Here is a 16,541-nt window from a genome sequence, read left to right on the forward strand (position 1 = left end):
CCCAAAAAAAGACCAGGTTACAGCGTGCCGTGATAATGGCTGAGGGGTTCGATGGTGATCTCCTCGTGCTTCATCACCTCGATCGCCTGTGCCGCCGCCTCGGCCGCCGAGATGGTGGTGATATAGGGCACCGAGTAGTCCACTGCCACCCGCATGATCTGGTAATGGTCCTGCCTGGACTGCTTGTCCGAGGGAGTGTTGATGATCAGGCTGACCTCGCCACGCCGCATCATGTCGATCACATTGGGCGATCCCTCCTGGACCTTCCGCACCATCTTCACGTCGATCCCGGCCCCGATGAGACACTCGGCCGTGCCGCCGGTGCCGTAGATGACCAGCCCCGCCTCGCTCAGTTTCCGGGCGATCGGAACGATCGCCTCCTTCTGATCGTCCGGCACCGATATGAACACGCTCCCCTCCAGCGGGAGGTCGTTGTCCGCCGCCAGGCATGCCTTGTAGTAGGCGCGCCCGAAGTCGTAATCGATGCCCATCACCTCGCCGGTGGACTTCATCTCCGGGCCCAGGACGGTGTCGACGCCCGGCAGTTTGTTGAAGGGCAGGAGCACCTCCTTGACGGCGACATGCGTGATCTCGCGCTCGGTATATCCGAGGTCGGCAAGTTTACGGCCCATCATGACCTTTGCGGCCACCTTTGCCAGCGGTATTCCGGTGGCCTTTGAGACGAAGGGGACCGTCCTGCTCGCCCGCGGGTTGGCCTCGAGCACATAGACGATATCGTCCTTGACGGCGAGCTGGATGTTGATCAGCCCGACGACACCCATATCGAGGGCGATGGCGCGGGTATACTCCTTCACGCGGTCGATCACCGACTGCGAGAGTGACTGGGTCGGGATGACGCAGGCGGAATCGCCCGAATGCACGCCCGCCTCCTCGATGTGCTCCATGATCCCGCCGATCAGCACCTCCTCCCCGTCGCTGACGGCGTCCACATCGAGTTCAAAGGCGTCCTGCAGGAACCGGTCGATGAGCACCGGGTGCTGGCGGGAGACCCTGACCGCCTCCTTCATGTAACTCTCCAGCTCCACCTCGTCGTGGACGATCTCCATCGCCCGCCCGCCGAGCACATAACTCGGCCTGACCAGTACCGGATATCCGATCTCTCCGGCGATCCGCTTTGCCTGATCCTCTGAGTAGGCCGAACTGTTCGGCGCCGACGGGACGCCGAGTCGGTCGAGCAGCACGCTGAAGCGATCGCGGTCCTCGGCCACGTCCATGGCGTCCGGGGATGTGCCCAGAACCCGCGTCTTCAGCCCGAGGCGCTGGATCTCCGCCTCGATCGGGAGGGCCAGGTTCACCGAGTTCTGGCCGCCGAACTGGACCATGACCCCGTCGTATTCGTCATTCTTGAGGATGTTCATGACATCCTCGAGCTGCATCGGTTCGAAGAAGAGCAGGTCCGAGGTGTCGAAATCGGTGGAAACGGTCTCCGGGTTGTTGTTGACGATGTGGACGAGCGCACCCTCCTCCCGCGCCGCCTTCACGGCATGGACGGTGCAGTAGTCGAACTCGATCCCCTGACCGATCCGGATCGGGCCCGACCCCAGGATGAGCACCTTTTTCCCCTCTCCGTCGACCCCTTCGTTCTCTTCCTCCCAGGTGGAGTAGAGATAGGGTGTATTTGCCGGGAACTCGGCCGCACAGGTGTCCACCATCTTATAGGTGGGTTTGCCTGCGATGCGGGTGACCTCGTCCGCCGGGATGCCGGTGAGTTCGGTGATCTCCTCTCCCGAGAAACCGAAGGTCTTTGCCTCGCGGATATCGGCCCCGGTTCCTTTTTCCTTCAGGAGGCGCTCGATCTCCACGATGTGCCGGATCTTCTCCAGGAAGAAGGGGAGGATCTTCGTCATCCCGGCAATCTCGTCCACCGTCATCCCCTGCCTGATGGCGTCGAAGAGGCAGCCGAAGCGCTCGTCTGTGGGGCTGGTCAGGATCATCCGGATCTCGTTTGGATTGGTGTGCGTGCGCACGTCGGTGTCGATGGAGCGCAGCGCCTTCTTGAAGGCCTCCTCGAGGTTCCGGCCGATCGCCATCACCTCGCCGGTGGACTTCATGGCCGTCGTGAGGGTCCGATCGGCGGTCTTGAACTTGTCAAAGGGCCAGCGCGGCACCTTGACCACGACATAGTCTATGGCCGGTTCAAACGATGCCGGGGTCTTGCCGGTGACCGTGTTCATGATCTCGTCGAGATGCAGGCCGATGGCGATCTTCGCCGCCACGCGGGCGATCGGGTAGCCGGTGGCCTTCGAGGCGAGCGCCGAGGAGCGGGAGACGCGGGGGTTCACCTCGATGATCCGGTAATCGCCGTCCCGGTAGGCAAACTGGATATTGCACCCGCCCTGGACGTCCAGGGCGCGGATGATCTTGATTGCCGCCGACCGGAGTTTCTGGAATTCGTCATCCCTGAGGGTCAGGATCGGCGCCACCACCACGCTCTCGCCGGTGTGGACGCCCATCGGATCCACATTCTCCATGCCGCAGACGATGATGCAGGTATCGACGGCGTCGCGCATCACCTCGAACTCGATCTCCTGCCAGCCGATGACGCTCTCTTCGATGAGCACCTGGTGAATACGGGAGCGGTTGAGGCCGACCTCGACGATCCGTTTCATCTCCTCGGGGGTGTGGGCGATACCGCCGCCTGCCCCGCCAAGGGTATAGGCTGGGCGGATGATCGCCGGCAGCCCGACAGTTTCGAGGGCGGTCTCGATCTCGTCCATGTGCTCCAGGATCATGCTCTTTGGCACCGGTTCGCCGATCCGGTTCATCAGGTCCTTGAACTTCTCCCGGTCCTCGCCATGGTAGATCGCCTCAAGGGGCGTGCCGAGGATTGCCACGTCCTTCAGGGCGCCCATTTCGGCGAGTTCTGCGGTCATGTTCAGCCCGGTCTGCCCGCCCATGCCGGAGAGGATGCCGTCGGGTTTTTCCTTTTCGATGATCTTTGCGATGATCGAGGCGTTCAGGGGTTCGATATAGATCCGATCCGCCATCTCCGGGTCGGTCTGGATCGTGGCCGGATTGGAGTTGACGAGCACCACCTCGACCCCCTCCTCGCGCAGGGCGCGGCAGGCCTGAGAGCCTGAAAAGTCAAATTCGGCCGCCTGCCCGATCTGGATCGGCCCGGAACCGATGATCAGCGCCTTCTTAATCGCCGGGTTTTTCGGCATCAGGCAATCCTCCTGTACATCATATCGAAAATCGGTCGTTCGGTGTCAAGCGGGCCGCCATGGGCCTCGGGATGGAACTGGACACAGAAGATATTGAGGTCGTCGTCGCAGAACCCCTCCAGGCTCCCGTCATTCACGTTCGTATAGGCGATCTTGCAGCCTTCGGGCAGGGTGTTGCCGTCCACCGCAAACCCGTGGTTCTGGGTCGTGATATAGATCTTCCCGTCCATATGGCGGACCGGCTGGTTGGAGCCGCGGTGGCCGAACTTCATCTTGTAGGTCTCCCCTCCCAGGGCCAGTGCGCAGATCTGGTTGCCCATGCAGATGCCGTATATCGGCAGTTCGCCGATGAAATGGCGGACCGTCGCGATGGCGTCCGTGGCAGAGCGCGGGTCGCCCGGGCCATTGGTGATGAACAGGGCGTCGGGTTCGTAGGTCTCGATCTCCGATGCCTTCGTGTTATAGGGGAAGATGTGCAGGTCAGCACCGCGCCGGCGGAGGCTGATGGCGATGTTCTTCTTGATCCCGAGATCGATCACCGCAATTCGCTTTCCCTTGCCCGGAATACGGTACGGGGTGCTGCACGAAACCTGGGAGAGAAGGTCTTTTTCGCTGATATCAGGCACGGCACGGGCCATCCGCACCGCCTCTTCGCCGTCGTCGCTCCCGGCGATGAGCGCGGCGCGCATGGTGCCGTGTGTGCGCGTCTTGATGGTGAGCCTTCGGGTGTCCACGCCGCTGATCCCGAGCAGCCCGTTGCTCTCAAAAAAATCGATGATGGATGGGCCCTTTGCAGGGGCGGCGCACACCTCTCGGGTGACGCATCCGAGGGCGTTGACCGCCGGACTCTGGAAATTCTGTCCATCCACCCCGTAATTGCCGATCATGGGGAAGGTGAACATCAGGAGCTGCCCGGCATAGCTCGGGTCGGTCAGCGCCTCCATGTATCCGGTCATCTGGGTGGTGAAGACCAGTTCCCCGGACGTGCACCCCTCAGCGCCGAATCCCTCTCCCACAACAAATTCGCCGTCTTCTAGACCGAGAACCGCCTTCATGAGTTACCATATTTATTGCGTCGAGAACCTTTTTAACGGTAGTGACGGTGCAGATCCGGCGGTGGTGCGGCATGCTTATATGGCGGGCCGCCCCTCAATCGTCCGGAGAACACATATGCACGGTGCATGGACCGTACGCTCGACCGAGATCGAGGTGGAAGGGGAGCCCGGTGAGCTGCTCCTGCTCTACGAGGATTATACCGATGTCTGCCCCGGTCTGGCGCGCTATAGCGTCGAGTTCAGGAGGGGGGATGAGAGGCTCTATACCTATTCCACCAACACCCGCGAATATCCGCCCGGCAGCCCGCAGACGGCCGAGGGTGTGGCGTTTACGCTCTTCCACCGCCTGAGTCGGGAGCTCCCTGAGCACCCTGATCGGTTTCTCCCCTTTCCGCCCGAACCCCCGGGACGGCCCTGGCCGAAGGAGGAGGCAGGGGCGCTCATCATCCAGGGGAGTCCTCGAGTCCATGGTAATACGGCCACCGTTGCTGCCTGGGCGGCTGACGCCTGTTCAAAGGCCGGGCTGGCCACCCGGATCCTCCATCCATCCGAACTGCGGATCGCTCCGTGCACGGCATGTTTTCGGTGTTTTAACAGCGGCAGATGCGTGATCGACGATGATATGGAGGAGGCGGGTCGTGCAGTGTGGGGGGCGCTGTGGGTGATCGTCTGCACACCGGTATTCGCCGGCAGCGTCCCATCAGCCCTCAAGGCCCTCATCGACCGCTCGCTTGCGCTCCGTGCCCGACTCCTCCTCTCCGGCACGGGCCGAAGCGCACGGGGAATCATCTGCCCGGTCACCGATGGGGGTGCGACCGACCGGTATTCCTGCGTTGAGCGCGAGGTGAGGACGTTCTTCGAGCGTCTGCAGGTCGGGTATGTGGGCACCCTGCCGGTGAGCGGCGGCGGGGGTGGGGGTGATCTCCGTGCCGATCCTGATCTCGGGCGGGAGGTGGAGGAAGGGATTGCCGCCCTCTTCGGAGTGCTCCCTGACAAACCCTGATAATCCGTCAGCCCCAACCATAATGATATGGCAGATCATGCCCAGATCGAGATCATCGGTTTCTCAAACGGCTCCTGCAGCCCCTTCCCCTGCAACGAGGACAGGACATGCGGGCTTGTCACCTGCTGTCCAACAGAAAGCCTGACCGAGGCGATCAAGGCCCTGAAAGATGCGCTCTCCGAAGAATATGGCGAGCGTGTATCCGTGTCTTTTACCTCCCTCGACGATGGTGTACCGGCAGATGTCCAGAAGATCGTCGAAGAGCACCACCCGCCCCTCCCCATGATACTGGTCAACGGTCAATTGACCCCCATCGGCCGGATTTCCCTGCCGCAGATAAAAAAAGAGATCGAGGCTGCCCTCGATTAAGCAATTTTTTCCAGTTCTCCAGTGTCAAGGTCGAAGTAGAGCCCGTGGACCGCCACCCGACCGGCATTTTCCGCTTCCCTGACAATCGGGTAGGTCCGCAGATTTGCGATCTGGAGTTTGACATTCTCCTCCTCGAGTTTGCGGCGCCATACCTTCTGGGCTTCCGGATCAGCAGGTTTCTGCTCTGTTTTCTCGAGTTCTGCCCTGGCCTGATTGGCGTTCGAGAGCCAGAGCGGGATGTAGGCCTCATCGGATTCGGCGTCTGATGCAAGGGCCTTGATTGCCCCGCAATCGGAATGGCCGCAGATGACGATGTCGTCCACTTTCAGGTGCTTTATGGCGTATTCAAGGATGGTGGCGAAATTCCAGTCACCCACCCTGACGATGTTGCCGATGTTTCGGTGGACAAAGATCTCGCCCGACTTCGCACCGGTGATGCGCTCGGGAGCCGCACGGGAATCCGAGCATCCTATCCAGAGGACCGTCGGTTTCTGGCCAGATGCCAGTTCACGATAATAATCCCGGTTCTCAGAAAAATCGCCTTCGATAAAGGATTTGTTGCCCTCAAGAAATTTCTCGATCATGAATTGTCTCCCATTGGCCGGGGGTTGAGCCCGGCCCAGGAGGATTGGTATATCAAAGAGAGTTCTTTAACCCACCGGAATGCTGTCGGCATCAGCGCTGAACGGCGCCGGTATCGGCGCCGCCGACCGAGGCCGCATAGCGGCGGAGAATCCCGGATAGATCCTTTTCGATAGGTTTCAAGGCCTTCTTGCGCCGTTCGATCTCTCTGGTGTCCACCAGCAGGTCGATCGTCCGCTCGTAGAGGTCGACCCTGATCTCATCGCCCTCTGCCACCAGCCCGATCGGTCCGCCGCTCGCCGCTTCGGGGGCGACGTGCCCGATGCAGGGGCCGCGCGTGCCGCCGGAGAACCGGCCGTCGGTAATCAGCACCACCTTCTGGTAGCCGAGTCCGACCAGGGCCGAGGTCGGGGAGAGCATCTCCGGCATGCCCGGTCCGCCGCGCGGCCCCTCGTAACGGATCACGACGACGTCGCCCTCATTGATCTCTCTGCCCAGGATCGCCGCCATCGCCCGGTCCTCGCCGTCATAGACGCGCGCCGGTCCGGTGTGCCGCCACATCGCCTCGTCGATGGCGGCGCACTTGACCACCGCTCCGGCCGGGGCCAGGCTGCCATGGAGAATCCGCAGTCCGCCTGCCGCATGCACCGGATCGTCCAGGGGCCGGATCACCTGCCGATCCAGTATACGTCCGGTGGCGGCGACCTCGAGGATCCCCTTTCCGGAGACGGTGGGGCTGTCCTCGAGGAGGTCGGCAAATTCATGAAGCACGGCAGGTATGCCGCCCGCCCGGTGGAGGGCGAGCATTGAGTGCGGGCCGCCGGGCTGCATATGGCTGATGTGCGGGACCACGTCCCCTATGGCATTGAAGTCGTCCAGGCTGAGGGGCACTCCTGCTTCGGTGGCGATCGCCATCAGGTGGAGCACGGTGTTCGTCGACCCGCCGAGGGCCATATCCACCCGCACCGCATTTTTCAGGGCTTCGTGGGTGATGATCCGGCGCGCCGTCACCCCGTCTCTCACCAGCCTGAGCACCTCTTCTCCGCTTTCCTCGGCGATCCTGAGTTTTGCGGCGTCCACCGCCGGGATTGCAGCACACCCCGGCAGGGACATCCCCATCGCCTCGGTCATGCAGGCCATCGTATTGGCCGTGTACAGCCCCTGGCAACTGCCGCATCCGGGCATTGCGGCACACTCGAGGTTGTGGAGTTCCTCCTCACTCATCTTCCCGGCCGCCACGGCGCCGACCCCCTCGAAGACGTCGGTGAGCGAGATATCCCTGCCTCCGAGGCTGCCGGGGAGCATCGGCCCTCCGGTGACCATGATGGCCGGGATGTCGCAGCGTGCCGCCGCCATCAGCATGCCGGGCACGATCTTGTCGCAGGTGCCCACACAGACCAGCCCGTCGAAACGGTGGGCCTCAACCATCAGTTCGATGGCATCGGCGATGTTCTCCCTTGAGGGGAGGGAGTAGCGCATCCCGGTGTGCCCCATGGCGATCCCGTCGCAGATCCCGATCACGCCGAACTCAAAGGGAACACCTCCCCCTGCAGCCACGCCTTCCTTCACGCGCTCGGTGAGGGACCTGAGGTGGATGTGACCCGGAACAACGGTGTTGTAGGCGTTTGCAATGCCGATGAACGGGCGGTCCATCTCCCTATCGGTGACCCCGAGGGCGCGCAGCAGAGAGCGGTTCGGCGCCCGCGGATACCCTTTCTTGACGAGATCGCTTCTCATTGTCCTCACAAAAAGGGGTCTGCGAGACTATAAGAACCCTCCTCAGCCGTGCCTGATTCCCGGTTTGAGCACCCACTCGTAGGGGATCTCGGAGGTGTCCGGGGGGAGGCGGTACTCGTCGGGCTCCTGGTAGTTGTAGGCCTCGGTCGGGACGGAGACGACGATGGACTCGTGCCCGGAGATGCACTTCCAGCCATGATAGACGCCCGGCGGGATGGTGACGAGCATCGGGTTGTGCTCGCCGATGAAAAACTCGGCGATCTCACCCCGGGTGGGCGACCCCTCCCGTGCATCGTAGAGGGCGACCTTGATCATGCCGGAAAGGCAGCAGACATTGTCGGTCTGGATTTTGTGAAAGTGCCAGGCCTTGACGACGCCGGGGTAGTTGGTCGTCATATACACCTGCCCGAACCGATTGTAGCATTCGTCGTCGCACCGGAGGATCTCCATCAGGCGTCCCCGTTCATCGGGGATCACCCGCAATTGCTTTGTCAGCACTCCGTCGATCATATATTTCCCGGGAGATTCACCACCATACATAAAAGTATCCTGCCTGCTCCCTGCAGGGGACGTTCCAAGGATTCCCGGCGGTCCCCGCGGCCCGTCAGGATGTTCGAATGCGGCGACGGGCACCGCGACCAATGCGAAATGTTTATATGTTGGTTCCGTGAGAATGGCACCGGATGTATTCGGGGGGGGAAGAGAGCGACCCGCTCAGGGTCGGTGTTGTCGGTACAGGGTTTATTGCCCGTGGACTGTTGATCGCCCTTTCAGGGCAGGACGGGATGGTTACCGGACCGGTGCTCACCCGCCGTCCGCCCGGCGAGATTGCCGGGTTCCCTGAGGGGGTGCGGGCGGTTGGAGCGGTAGAGGACCTGATCGATGGATCCGATATTGTCGTCGAGTGTTCGGGGGACGTGCTCCACGCCACCGGGGTGATCGAGGAGGTGATGGCCGCCGGTCTCCCGGTCGTGACCATGGACGCCGAGGTGCAGGTGACCACGGGTTCGTATTTCGCCGGCAAGGGCCTGTTCACCGAGGCTGAGGGTGATCAGCCCGGGTGCCTGGCGGCGCTGCGGGAGGACGCCGTCCAGATGGGGTTTCATCCCCTGGTCTACGGGAACATCAAGGGCTATCTCAACCACACCCCGACGCCTGAGGAGATGGACTTCTGGGCGAAAAAACAGGGGATTCGCCCTGACAAGGTGACGGCATTCACCGACGGCACCAAGGTCCAGATCGAGCAGGCGCTGGTGGCGAACGGCCTGGGCGCCGGCATCCTCCGGCCCGGTCTTCTCGGCCCGGAGAACCCCGACCTGGAGGCCGGGGCGCGGCTGCTTGCCGAGGGCGCCCTGCGCATGGACCGGGCGGTGAGCGATTACGTGCTCTCTCCGGGCTCTCCGGCGGGCGTGTTCATCGCCGCCCTCCACGACGAGCGGTTTGCCGACTACCTGCGCTACTATAAGATGGGCGACGGTCCGGTCTACACCCTGCTGCGCACCTTCCATCTCTGCAACCTTGAGATCGCAAAGACCATCAGGCGGGTGGCCTCGGGAGGGGGGGTGCTGCTCAACAACGGCACCGACCCGGAGATCTCGGTGGCGGCGATCGCCAAGTGCGACCTCGAACCCGGGACGGCGATCCGGCGCGGCATCGGCAGTTTTGTGGTCCGGGGTTCGTGTGTGCGGATTGCGGACGCCCCGGAGCATGTGCCCATCGGGCTGATCACCGATGCGGTGGTCAGAAAAAAGGTGCGGACCGGAGATCTCCTGAGCATGGACGACCTCGACCTGCCGTCCAGCCGCGCCCTGGAGATCTGGGAGATCCTTCAGGGGCGGTAGAGGGTGCTGCCGTCATAGAGGCCGACAACCTCGCCGATGACGATGACGGCCGGCGGGGAAACGCCCCTCTCCGCTGCAACATCTGCAATCGTTGCCAGGCTTCCGACGCTCACCCGCTGGTCAGGGCGCATGCCGCGCTCGATGATCGCCACCGGGGTCTCGGGGCTGCGCCCGTTCTCTACCAGGGATGCGGCGATCTGCGGGAGGTTTTTCACGCCCATCAGCACCACGATGGTGCCGCGGCTCTGCGCCAGCAGCCGCCAGTCGAGCGCCGACTCGTCCTTTGTCGGATCCTCGTGGCCGGTGATGATCGTCACCTGCGAGGCGAAGCGCCGGTGGGTGACCGGTATGCCGACTGATTCAGGAACGGCGATCGCCGAGGTGATCCCGGGCACGATCGCCACCTCGATCCCGGCGGCCCGGAGCGCCTCCATCTCCTCGCCGCCCCGCCCGAAGAGGAAGGGATCGCCCCCTTTCAGGCGGACGACCTTCCGCCCCTCCTGTGCGTGCCGGATCATCAGGTCCTCGATCTCCTGCTGCTCAAGGGTGTGGGCGCTGCCGAACTTCCCGCAGTCGATCTTTTCTGCATCCGCCGGGAGGGCGGCGAGCACCTCCTCGCCGGGGAGCTGATCGAAGAAGATGACCTCCGCCGCCTCGATCGCCTGGCGGGCGTCGGGAGTGAGCAGACCACACCCCCCTGGCCCGGACCCGACGAGCGTGACCTTCCCGCTCATGATGACAGCCCCAGACGGCGATATGCCTCCTTTATCAGTTCGATCCCCTCGTTCCTGAGCCTCTGGCCCGCGGCATGCGCCTCGGAGGGCGTGGTGATCTCTTCCTCGATCCGCACGTCCCGGTCGCCGTCGAGGGAGAGCACCTCGGCGATGAGATGACCGTTCCTGCAGTAGATCCCCTGCGGGGTGAAACAGCCACCCCCGACCTCTTCCATCACGATCCGTTCGATCCCGGCATCCATGCGCGTGCAGGGATCGTCGAGTCGCCGGATGGTGTCGCTGATCTCCGGACTGTTCCTGCAGACGACGGCGATTGTGCCCTGGTTGGGGGAGGGCACAAAGTTCGAGGTCGGGAGGCGTTGCCCGCCGATCCGGTATCCCAGGCGGTCCAGACCGGCCTCGGCGAGCACGATGGCGTCGAATTCGCCGGACCTGAGTTTTTTGATCCGGGTGTCCACGTTCCCCCTGAGCTGGCGCACCTCGATGTCGGGATCGTGCCTGAGGATCTGGGCGCGTCGTCTCGTCGAGGCGGTGCCGACCACCTCCACGTCCCCGATGTCGCCTTCAAAGGCCAGAAAATCCGCAGGCGAGTCCCGGGTCAGGACGGCGCCGGTGATCACGCCCCGCGGGCGTTTTGCCGGGATGTCCTTCATGCTGTGGACGGCGACATCGATGGTGCCGTCGATGATCGCCTCGTCGAGGGCGCGGACAAACACCCCCTGCCCGCCGATCTCATGGAGCGGGACACTGGTTTCCGCATCCCCCTTTGTCTTGATGACGGCGGTCTCGACCTCGATGCCCATCTCTGTCAGCGCCCGGCAGACCCGTTCGGTCTGGACAAGGGCGAGTTTGCTTCCCCGTGTTCCGATTTTCAGAGACATGTTCTGTATGCGTCCATGATGCGTTCGACGATCGCTTCGGTGTGTGCGGCAGAGAGGAAGTTGGTCTCGAACTGCGAGGGGGGCAGGAAGACACCCTGCCCCAGCATCCCCTCCCAGAAAGACCGGAATGCTACGGTATCGCTCTCTTTTGCTTCGAGGTAGTTCTGTGGCGGTTCCGACCTGAAGAAGTACTTGAACATGGACCCGATCCTCACGAACGATCCCCCGGCGCCGGCATCGGTGCAGGCATCGGCGATCGCCGCCGTCGCCGCCGAAAGCCGCCCGTAGATCTCTGTGTGGTCGTGGATCCACCCGAGTGCGGCGCTGCCGGCCGCCATGGTGAGCGGGTTGCCGGAGAAGGTGCCGGCCTGATAGACCGGTCCCTGCGGGGCCACCATCTCCATCAGGTCCTTTCTGCCGCCGAAGGCCCCGATCGGCAGGCCCCCGCCGATGATCTTGCCGAAGGTGGTGAGGTCAGGCTCGATCCCGAACATGACCTGTGCCCCGCCGATGCCGAGGCGGTATCCGGTGATCACCTCGTCGAAGATCAGGAGGGTGTCGTGCTCGCGGGTGATCCGCCGCACCTCCTCCAAGTATCCGTCTTCAGGGAGGATCGGGCCGATATTGCCCATCACGGGCTCGATGATCAGGGCGGCGATATCCTCTGAGGAGGAGAGCACCTCATCCAGCGCCTCGACGGAGTTGTAGGGCACCTGCCGCGTATGCGCCACCAGATCGGCGACCACTCCGGCGGAATCGGGCACCCCAAGAGTGGTAGCGCCCGAACCGGCCCTGACCAGCACGGCGTCATGGGCGCCGTGGAACCCCCCTTCGACCTTGATGATGTCGCGCTTCCCGGTGGCGGCGCGGGCGAGGCGGATCGCCGCCATCGTCGCCTCCGATCCGGTCGAGACAAAGCGGAGCATATCGACCGAGGGATGGTCGGCGATGATCCGCCCGGCAAGGTCGATCTCACCGGGCGATGGCGTGCCATACAGCCAGCCCTTCGCCGCCTGCTCCTCGATCGCCCTCTTCACCCCATCCGGCCGGTGCCCCAGGATAAGGGGTCCGTAGCCCAGGCAGCAGTCGATCAATTCCGTCCCGTCGGCGGTCCGGAGCACAGCGCCCTCCGCATCCGTCACATAGAAAGGATTGGGAGAGATCGCCCGGACCGGGCTCGATACCCCGCCCGGCATCATCGTCCGGGCCCGTGCAAACAGTTCATTGCTCTTCATTCAGCCACCTCGCAACATCTTCGGCATAATAGGTGATGATCAGATCGGCACCGGCCCGTCTGATACAGGTGAGACTCTCGAGGGCGCAGCGCCGTTCGTCGATCCAGCCCCGCTCCCCTGCCGCCTTCAGCATGGCATACTCGCCGGAGACCTGGTAGGCCGCAACCGGCAGCCCGAGTTCTCGGACCGACGCCAGTACGTCCAGATAGAGACCGGCGGGCTTCACCATCAGGACGTCTGCCCCTTCTGCGGCGTCCTCAGCCGATTCCCTGAAGGCCTCGCGTGCATTGGCGGGGTCCATCTGGTAGGTCGTGCGGTCCCCGAAGGAGTAGCCCGACGCCGCTGCCTCCCTGAACGGCCCATAGAGTGCGCTTGCAAACTTTGTGGAGTAGGACATGATCGGCACCTCTGAGAAACCCGATCCGTCAAGGGCGGTACGGATCGCCTGCACCATGCCGTCGAGCATGCAGGACGGCGCCACCATGTCGGCCCCGGCTCGGGCATGTGAGACGGCGATCTTCTGCATCAGGGCCAGCGATGGATCGTTGAGCAGGTCGATCTCGCCGCTGCAGGTCTCCCCGATGATCCCGCAATGGCCGTGATCGGTGTACTCGCAGGCGCAGACATCGGTGATCACCGTCATCAAGGGGCAGGCCGCTTTGATCCCGGCCACTGCCTGTTGCACTACCCCGTTTTCGGCGTATGCGGAGTGCGCACCGCCGTCCTTTTCGACAGGAATGCCGAAGAGCAGCACGGCGCGGATCCCTGCCTTTTCCAGCCGATTTGCCACTGCTCCCGCCTCCCTGATCGGATGGCGGTACTGTCCGGGCATGGACTCAATGGGAACAGCCGCCTCGATCGTCTCGTCAAAGAAGAGCGGCATGACAAGGTCGCTCACATCCAGCCTGGTCTCCCTGAAGAGTGGCTGGAGGTTCCGTTTTCTCAGTCGTCTCAGTCGTCTTTCCGGAAACATGATCGGTTCCCCCGTGTGATCGCATTCAGCAGTCGGTCCGCCTCGTCCATCTGCCCCTGCTCGGCACAGGAGCGGATGGAGAAGGTGGCGTCGATCAGGAGTTTTTTGGTGAGCACCCGCGTCAGGTCGTCGATGACGGCTGGGACGTCGTCCCTGCAGCCCTGGAGTCTGGAGAGGGCGCGGTCCCGCTCGCGGACCCGGATCGTCTCGGCCCATGTGTGGAGCATCCTGAGCACTTCCTCCGCCGAAGCGCTGTTCAGAAGCCCGATGAAGCGGGTGAGTTCGGACTCGATGAAGGCCTCGGCCTGGTCTGCCTCGCTCCGCCGTTCGGCCAGTGTATGCTCGTTGACGTCCCTGAGGTTGTCGATGGTATAGAGGCTGACGCCATCGACGCCTCCCGCCTCCGCCTCCACGTCCCTGGGCTGGGCGATATCGATGACCACGATCGGTCTCGGGTGGCCGTCGAGCGGCCAGCACCGCTCTTTCATCACCCCGGCCATGAGGTCGCGGGTGATCACCGCATGCGGCGCCGAGGTGCAGGTGATCACGACATCTGAGAGGGTGATATACCGCCTGAGTTCGCCGAAGTTGACCGCCTTCCCTCCGATCTTCTCGGCGAGCACGACCGCCCGTTCATAGGTGCGGTTGGCCACATAGATCGCCGTCAGGTCCTTGGCGGCCAGTGCCTGGGCGACGAGCATTCCCATCTCGCCGCTCCCGACGACAAGGATGTGCCGCCCCTCCAGGCTGCTCAGGAGGTCTTCGGCGAGGGCGACGGCCGCCGAGCCGATCGAAACGGCGCCCCGGTTGATCCGGGTCCGCCTCCGCACTTCGACGCCGACATGGACGGCTTTCTTCATGCAGAGGTCGGTGATCTCGTCAGAGGAACCGGCCTCCTGCGACGCCGTCCATGCCCGCTTCAGCTGCCCAAGGATCTGGTCCTCGCCGATGATCATCGAGTCCACGCCGGCCGCCACCCGCAGGAGGTGGCGGAGAACGTCGACCCCTTCCAGGATATCGAAGCGTTCTCTCCCGGTCTCATGCAGAAATGCGGTCAGCGTGCCTGCCTCCCCATGGACCAGAATCTCGATCCGGTTGCAGGTCTGGAAGAGCACGACCCCCTTGAAGCGCTGCCGTGCCGCCGTGAGGAAGGCCTCTTCGTCATCAAACCTGAAGTCCTCGAGTTCGGCAAGCGAGGCGGTGTGATGGCTGAGGCCAGCCATCGCAAGGTCAGTATGCAGTAGCCGTTCCACCGATATATCGCTCCCTGATTTTCTGGTATGCCTCTTCTCCCTCTGCGGCGATCCAGGCCCAGGCATCGGGGTCGCTGAGGACCGCCCGCAGCACTGTCTGCCGCCGTTCCCGGTCGGGCACCTCCGCCTTCAGGTCGGCCCTGAGGCGTTCCTGGACGCCGATCATTGCATCGAGGTGAGGAAAGGTCTGTTGGAGATGTTCTCTTAGAAAACGCGGCACGGCAGGGCCTGCACCGCCCGTGCTGATGGACAGGGTATAGTGCTCCCCCCGCACCACAGAGGGGATGAGCACGTCCCCCCTCTCGCCGTCGGCATTGTTGAAGAGTACGCCCGCCCTCCGTGCGGCCCGGCCGATCCGGTCGTTGAGGGTGCGCTCCGAGGTGGCGGCGACGGCAAGAAAGGCGCCGGAGAGGAGGGTCGCAATATCCTCTTCGTCCATCGTGCCGAGATCGACCCGCCTCCGTTCGGCCGGAATATTGTCGAACATCTCGTGAAATGATCTGCTGATGGTGGTCACCCGCATTTCACGGGCAAAATAGGCGGCTTTCCGCGCTCCCACCGGACCGCCCCCGAATATAACGACATGCCGGCCAGCACCGTCGATCATCAGCGGAATCATTGATGATCTGTGGGCGGCGGCCATTGATTAAGATTCTGTATCACAGATTGTGGCACATCGTAACACCAGCCAGATGATTTTTTATCGATCCCTCCCCCATGGATGGGCATGGGATCAGGTTTCTACGCATTTGACGCTATCGATGACGCCATTTCCCGTACCAAAACCCTTCTCTGGCCGTTCAGGGCCGGGGTGTGGTTCAGGCTGGCGTTGATCGCCCTGTTTGTCGGGGGGTTTGGCGGCGGATTCAATATCTTCTCCTATAATCTGGATTCCGGTCCGGACATGGGGATGCCGCTCGATCCGGGGGTTTCGATGGCCCTGGTTCTGGCGCTTATCGGGATCGTTCTCCTGCTGGCGCTGATCTTCCTGATGATCGGATCGATCCTGCAGTTTGTATTCGTCGACTGCCTGTCCTCAGGCACGGTCTCCCTCTCCCGCACCTTCGGGCTCAGGAGTGGTAAGGGGCTGCGCCTCTTTCTCTTCCAGTTTGGTCTCATGCTGCTGATATTCGCCGCCATTGCCCTGCTTGCATTGATCCTCATCTTTCCGGCCGGGATGACAGGGACGCCCAATGTGGTGTTCTTCCTTCTGATGCTCCCGGTGCTGCTGGTGCTCGCCATCATTGTCGGAGTGGTGATGATGCTCACCATCGATTTCGTGGTGCCGGTGATGATCCGGGACGATTGCGGAGTCATCACCGGATGGCGCCGGGTGTGGGGATTCGTGCGGGCGGACCTGAAGAACACTGCCGTCTATGTGGTCTTCAAGTTCGTTCTCGGCATTGTGGTGGGCCTGATCGTGCTCCTTCTCGCCCTGCTTGTGCTTGCGGTGATCGCCGTCCCGCTGCTCGTTGTGGGTGCGGCGGCGATGTACATCATGAATGGTGCGGTCCTGCCGTTCTACCTGCTGCTCCTTGGCATCGGGGTGCTCATCGCCATCCCGTTCCTCCTTCTCGTTCAGGTGCCCTTCGTCACCTTCTTCAGGTACTATTCCCTGGGTGTGCTCTCGTCCTTCACGCCCGACTACGACCTCCTCCCTCCCGGAGAGGCATCGGCCTGAGGGTGGTGAAGG

At 63.0% G+C, this 16,541-nt stretch carries 15 protein-coding genes; 4 read left to right on the top strand and 11 right to left on the bottom strand.

What is annotated here, in order from left to right; all coding sequences use genetic code 11:
• Positions 1-17 precede the first annotated feature (17 nt).
• Together carB and carA are read right to left on the bottom strand one after the other, a co-directional pair.
• Positions 18-3,185, bottom strand: a complete 3,168-nt coding sequence (carB, locus tag CUJ86_RS05610; protein WP_130646580.1) for a carbamoyl-phosphate synthase large subunit — start codon at positions 3,183-3,185, stop codon at positions 18-20.
• Positions 3,185-4,240, bottom strand: a complete 1,056-nt coding sequence (carA, locus tag CUJ86_RS05615) for a glutamine-hydrolyzing carbamoyl-phosphate synthase small subunit (protein WP_130646581.1) — start codon at positions 4,238-4,240, stop codon at positions 3,185-3,187. The genes carB and carA overlap by 1 nt, the downstream gene beginning before the upstream one ends.
• A 115-nt stretch (positions 4,241-4,355) precedes the next feature.
• On the opposite strand from carA, the gene CUJ86_RS05620 reads away from it, so the two are divergent.
• A complete protein-coding gene (locus tag CUJ86_RS05620; RefSeq protein WP_165394791.1) occupies positions 4,356-5,243 on the top strand; it encodes a flavodoxin family protein in 888 nt (295 codons plus the stop codon).
• A 27-nt stretch (positions 5,244-5,270) separates the two neighbouring features.
• Positions 5,271-5,612 (top strand): hypothetical protein, encoded by a 342-nt coding sequence (locus CUJ86_RS05625; RefSeq protein ID WP_130646583.1) that lies wholly within the window; start codon positions 5,271-5,273, stop codon positions 5,610-5,612.
• Here the strand turns inward: CUJ86_RS05625 and CUJ86_RS05630 are convergent.
• The 3 genes from CUJ86_RS05630 to CUJ86_RS05640 all read right to left on the bottom strand — a co-directional run bounded on the left by CUJ86_RS05630 (position 5,609) and on the right by CUJ86_RS05640 (position 8,441).
• Positions 5,609-6,196: a carbonic anhydrase gene (locus CUJ86_RS05630; RefSeq protein WP_130646584.1), complete on the bottom strand. Its 588-nt coding sequence runs from the start codon at positions 6,194-6,196 to the stop codon at positions 5,609-5,611. The two genes, CUJ86_RS05625 and CUJ86_RS05630, sit on opposite strands and share 4 nt — an antisense overlap.
• 91 nt (positions 6,197-6,287) lie before the next feature.
• Positions 6,288-7,931, bottom strand: a complete 1,644-nt coding sequence (gene ilvD, locus CUJ86_RS05635; protein WP_130646585.1) for a dihydroxy-acid dehydratase — start codon at positions 7,929-7,931, stop codon at positions 6,288-6,290.
• 42 nt (positions 7,932-7,973) lie between these two features.
• Entirely contained in the window at positions 7,974-8,441 is a 468-nt protein-coding gene (locus CUJ86_RS05640) for a dTDP-4-dehydrorhamnose 3,5-epimerase family protein (protein WP_130646586.1), read from the bottom strand.
• A 173-nt stretch (positions 8,442-8,614) separates the two neighbouring features.
• Here CUJ86_RS05640 and CUJ86_RS05645 point away from each other — a divergent pair, with 173 nt between their 5' ends.
• The gene (locus CUJ86_RS05645) at positions 8,615-9,772 is read left to right on the top strand and encodes an NAD(P)-dependent oxidoreductase (RefSeq protein ID WP_130646587.1); all 1,158 of its coding nucleotides are present in this window, start codon (positions 8,615-8,617) and stop codon (positions 9,770-9,772) included.
• Here CUJ86_RS05645 and cobA read toward each other — a convergent pair.
• From cobA to CUJ86_RS05675, 6 genes are read right to left on the bottom strand one after another with little or no spacing between them, the layout of a single operon-like run.
• Positions 9,760-10,506 carry a uroporphyrinogen-III C-methyltransferase gene (gene cobA, locus CUJ86_RS05650; RefSeq protein WP_130646588.1) on the bottom strand — a complete coding sequence of 249 codons (747 nt, stop codon included), beginning with the start codon at positions 10,504-10,506 and terminating at the stop codon, positions 9,760-9,762. The genes CUJ86_RS05645 and cobA overlap by 13 nt on opposite strands.
• Positions 10,503-11,387, bottom strand: a complete 885-nt coding sequence (gene hemC, locus CUJ86_RS05655) for a hydroxymethylbilane synthase (protein WP_130646589.1) — start codon at positions 11,385-11,387, stop codon at positions 10,503-10,505. The genes cobA and hemC overlap by 4 nt, the downstream gene beginning before the upstream one ends.
• Positions 11,378-12,622, bottom strand: a complete 1,245-nt coding sequence (gene hemL / locus CUJ86_RS05660; protein ID WP_130646590.1) for a glutamate-1-semialdehyde 2,1-aminomutase — start codon at positions 12,620-12,622, stop codon at positions 11,378-11,380. Before hemL ends, hemC begins: the two co-directional genes overlap by 10 nt.
• The gene (gene hemB / locus CUJ86_RS05665) at positions 12,609-13,595 is read right to left on the bottom strand and encodes a porphobilinogen synthase (protein ID WP_130646591.1); all 987 of its coding nucleotides are present in this window, start codon (positions 13,593-13,595) and stop codon (positions 12,609-12,611) included. Before hemB ends, hemL begins: the two co-directional genes overlap by 14 nt.
• Positions 13,574-14,818: a glutamyl-tRNA reductase gene (gene hemA / locus CUJ86_RS05670; protein WP_130646592.1), complete on the bottom strand. Its 1,245-nt coding sequence runs from the start codon at positions 14,816-14,818 to the stop codon at positions 13,574-13,576. The genes hemB and hemA overlap by 22 nt, the downstream gene beginning before the upstream one ends.
• 7 nt (positions 14,819-14,825) lie before the next feature.
• Positions 14,826-15,455, bottom strand: coding sequence for a precorrin-2 dehydrogenase/sirohydrochlorin ferrochelatase family protein (locus tag CUJ86_RS05675; protein WP_235855586.1), 630 nt, complete (start codon positions 15,453-15,455; stop codon positions 14,826-14,828).
• Between the two features lie 120 nt (positions 15,456-15,575).
• Here CUJ86_RS05675 and CUJ86_RS05680 point away from each other — a divergent pair, with 120 nt between their 5' ends.
• Complete coding sequence (locus tag CUJ86_RS05680) at positions 15,576-16,529, top strand: DUF7544 domain-containing protein (RefSeq protein ID WP_130646594.1); 954 nt, start codon at positions 15,576-15,578, stop codon at positions 16,527-16,529.
• Positions 16,530-16,541: the final 12 nt, after the last annotated feature.

This window comes from Methanofollis fontis, assembly GCF_004297185.1.
Taxonomy (GTDB): domain Archaea; phylum Halobacteriota; class Methanomicrobia; order Methanomicrobiales; family Methanofollaceae; genus Methanofollis; species Methanofollis fontis.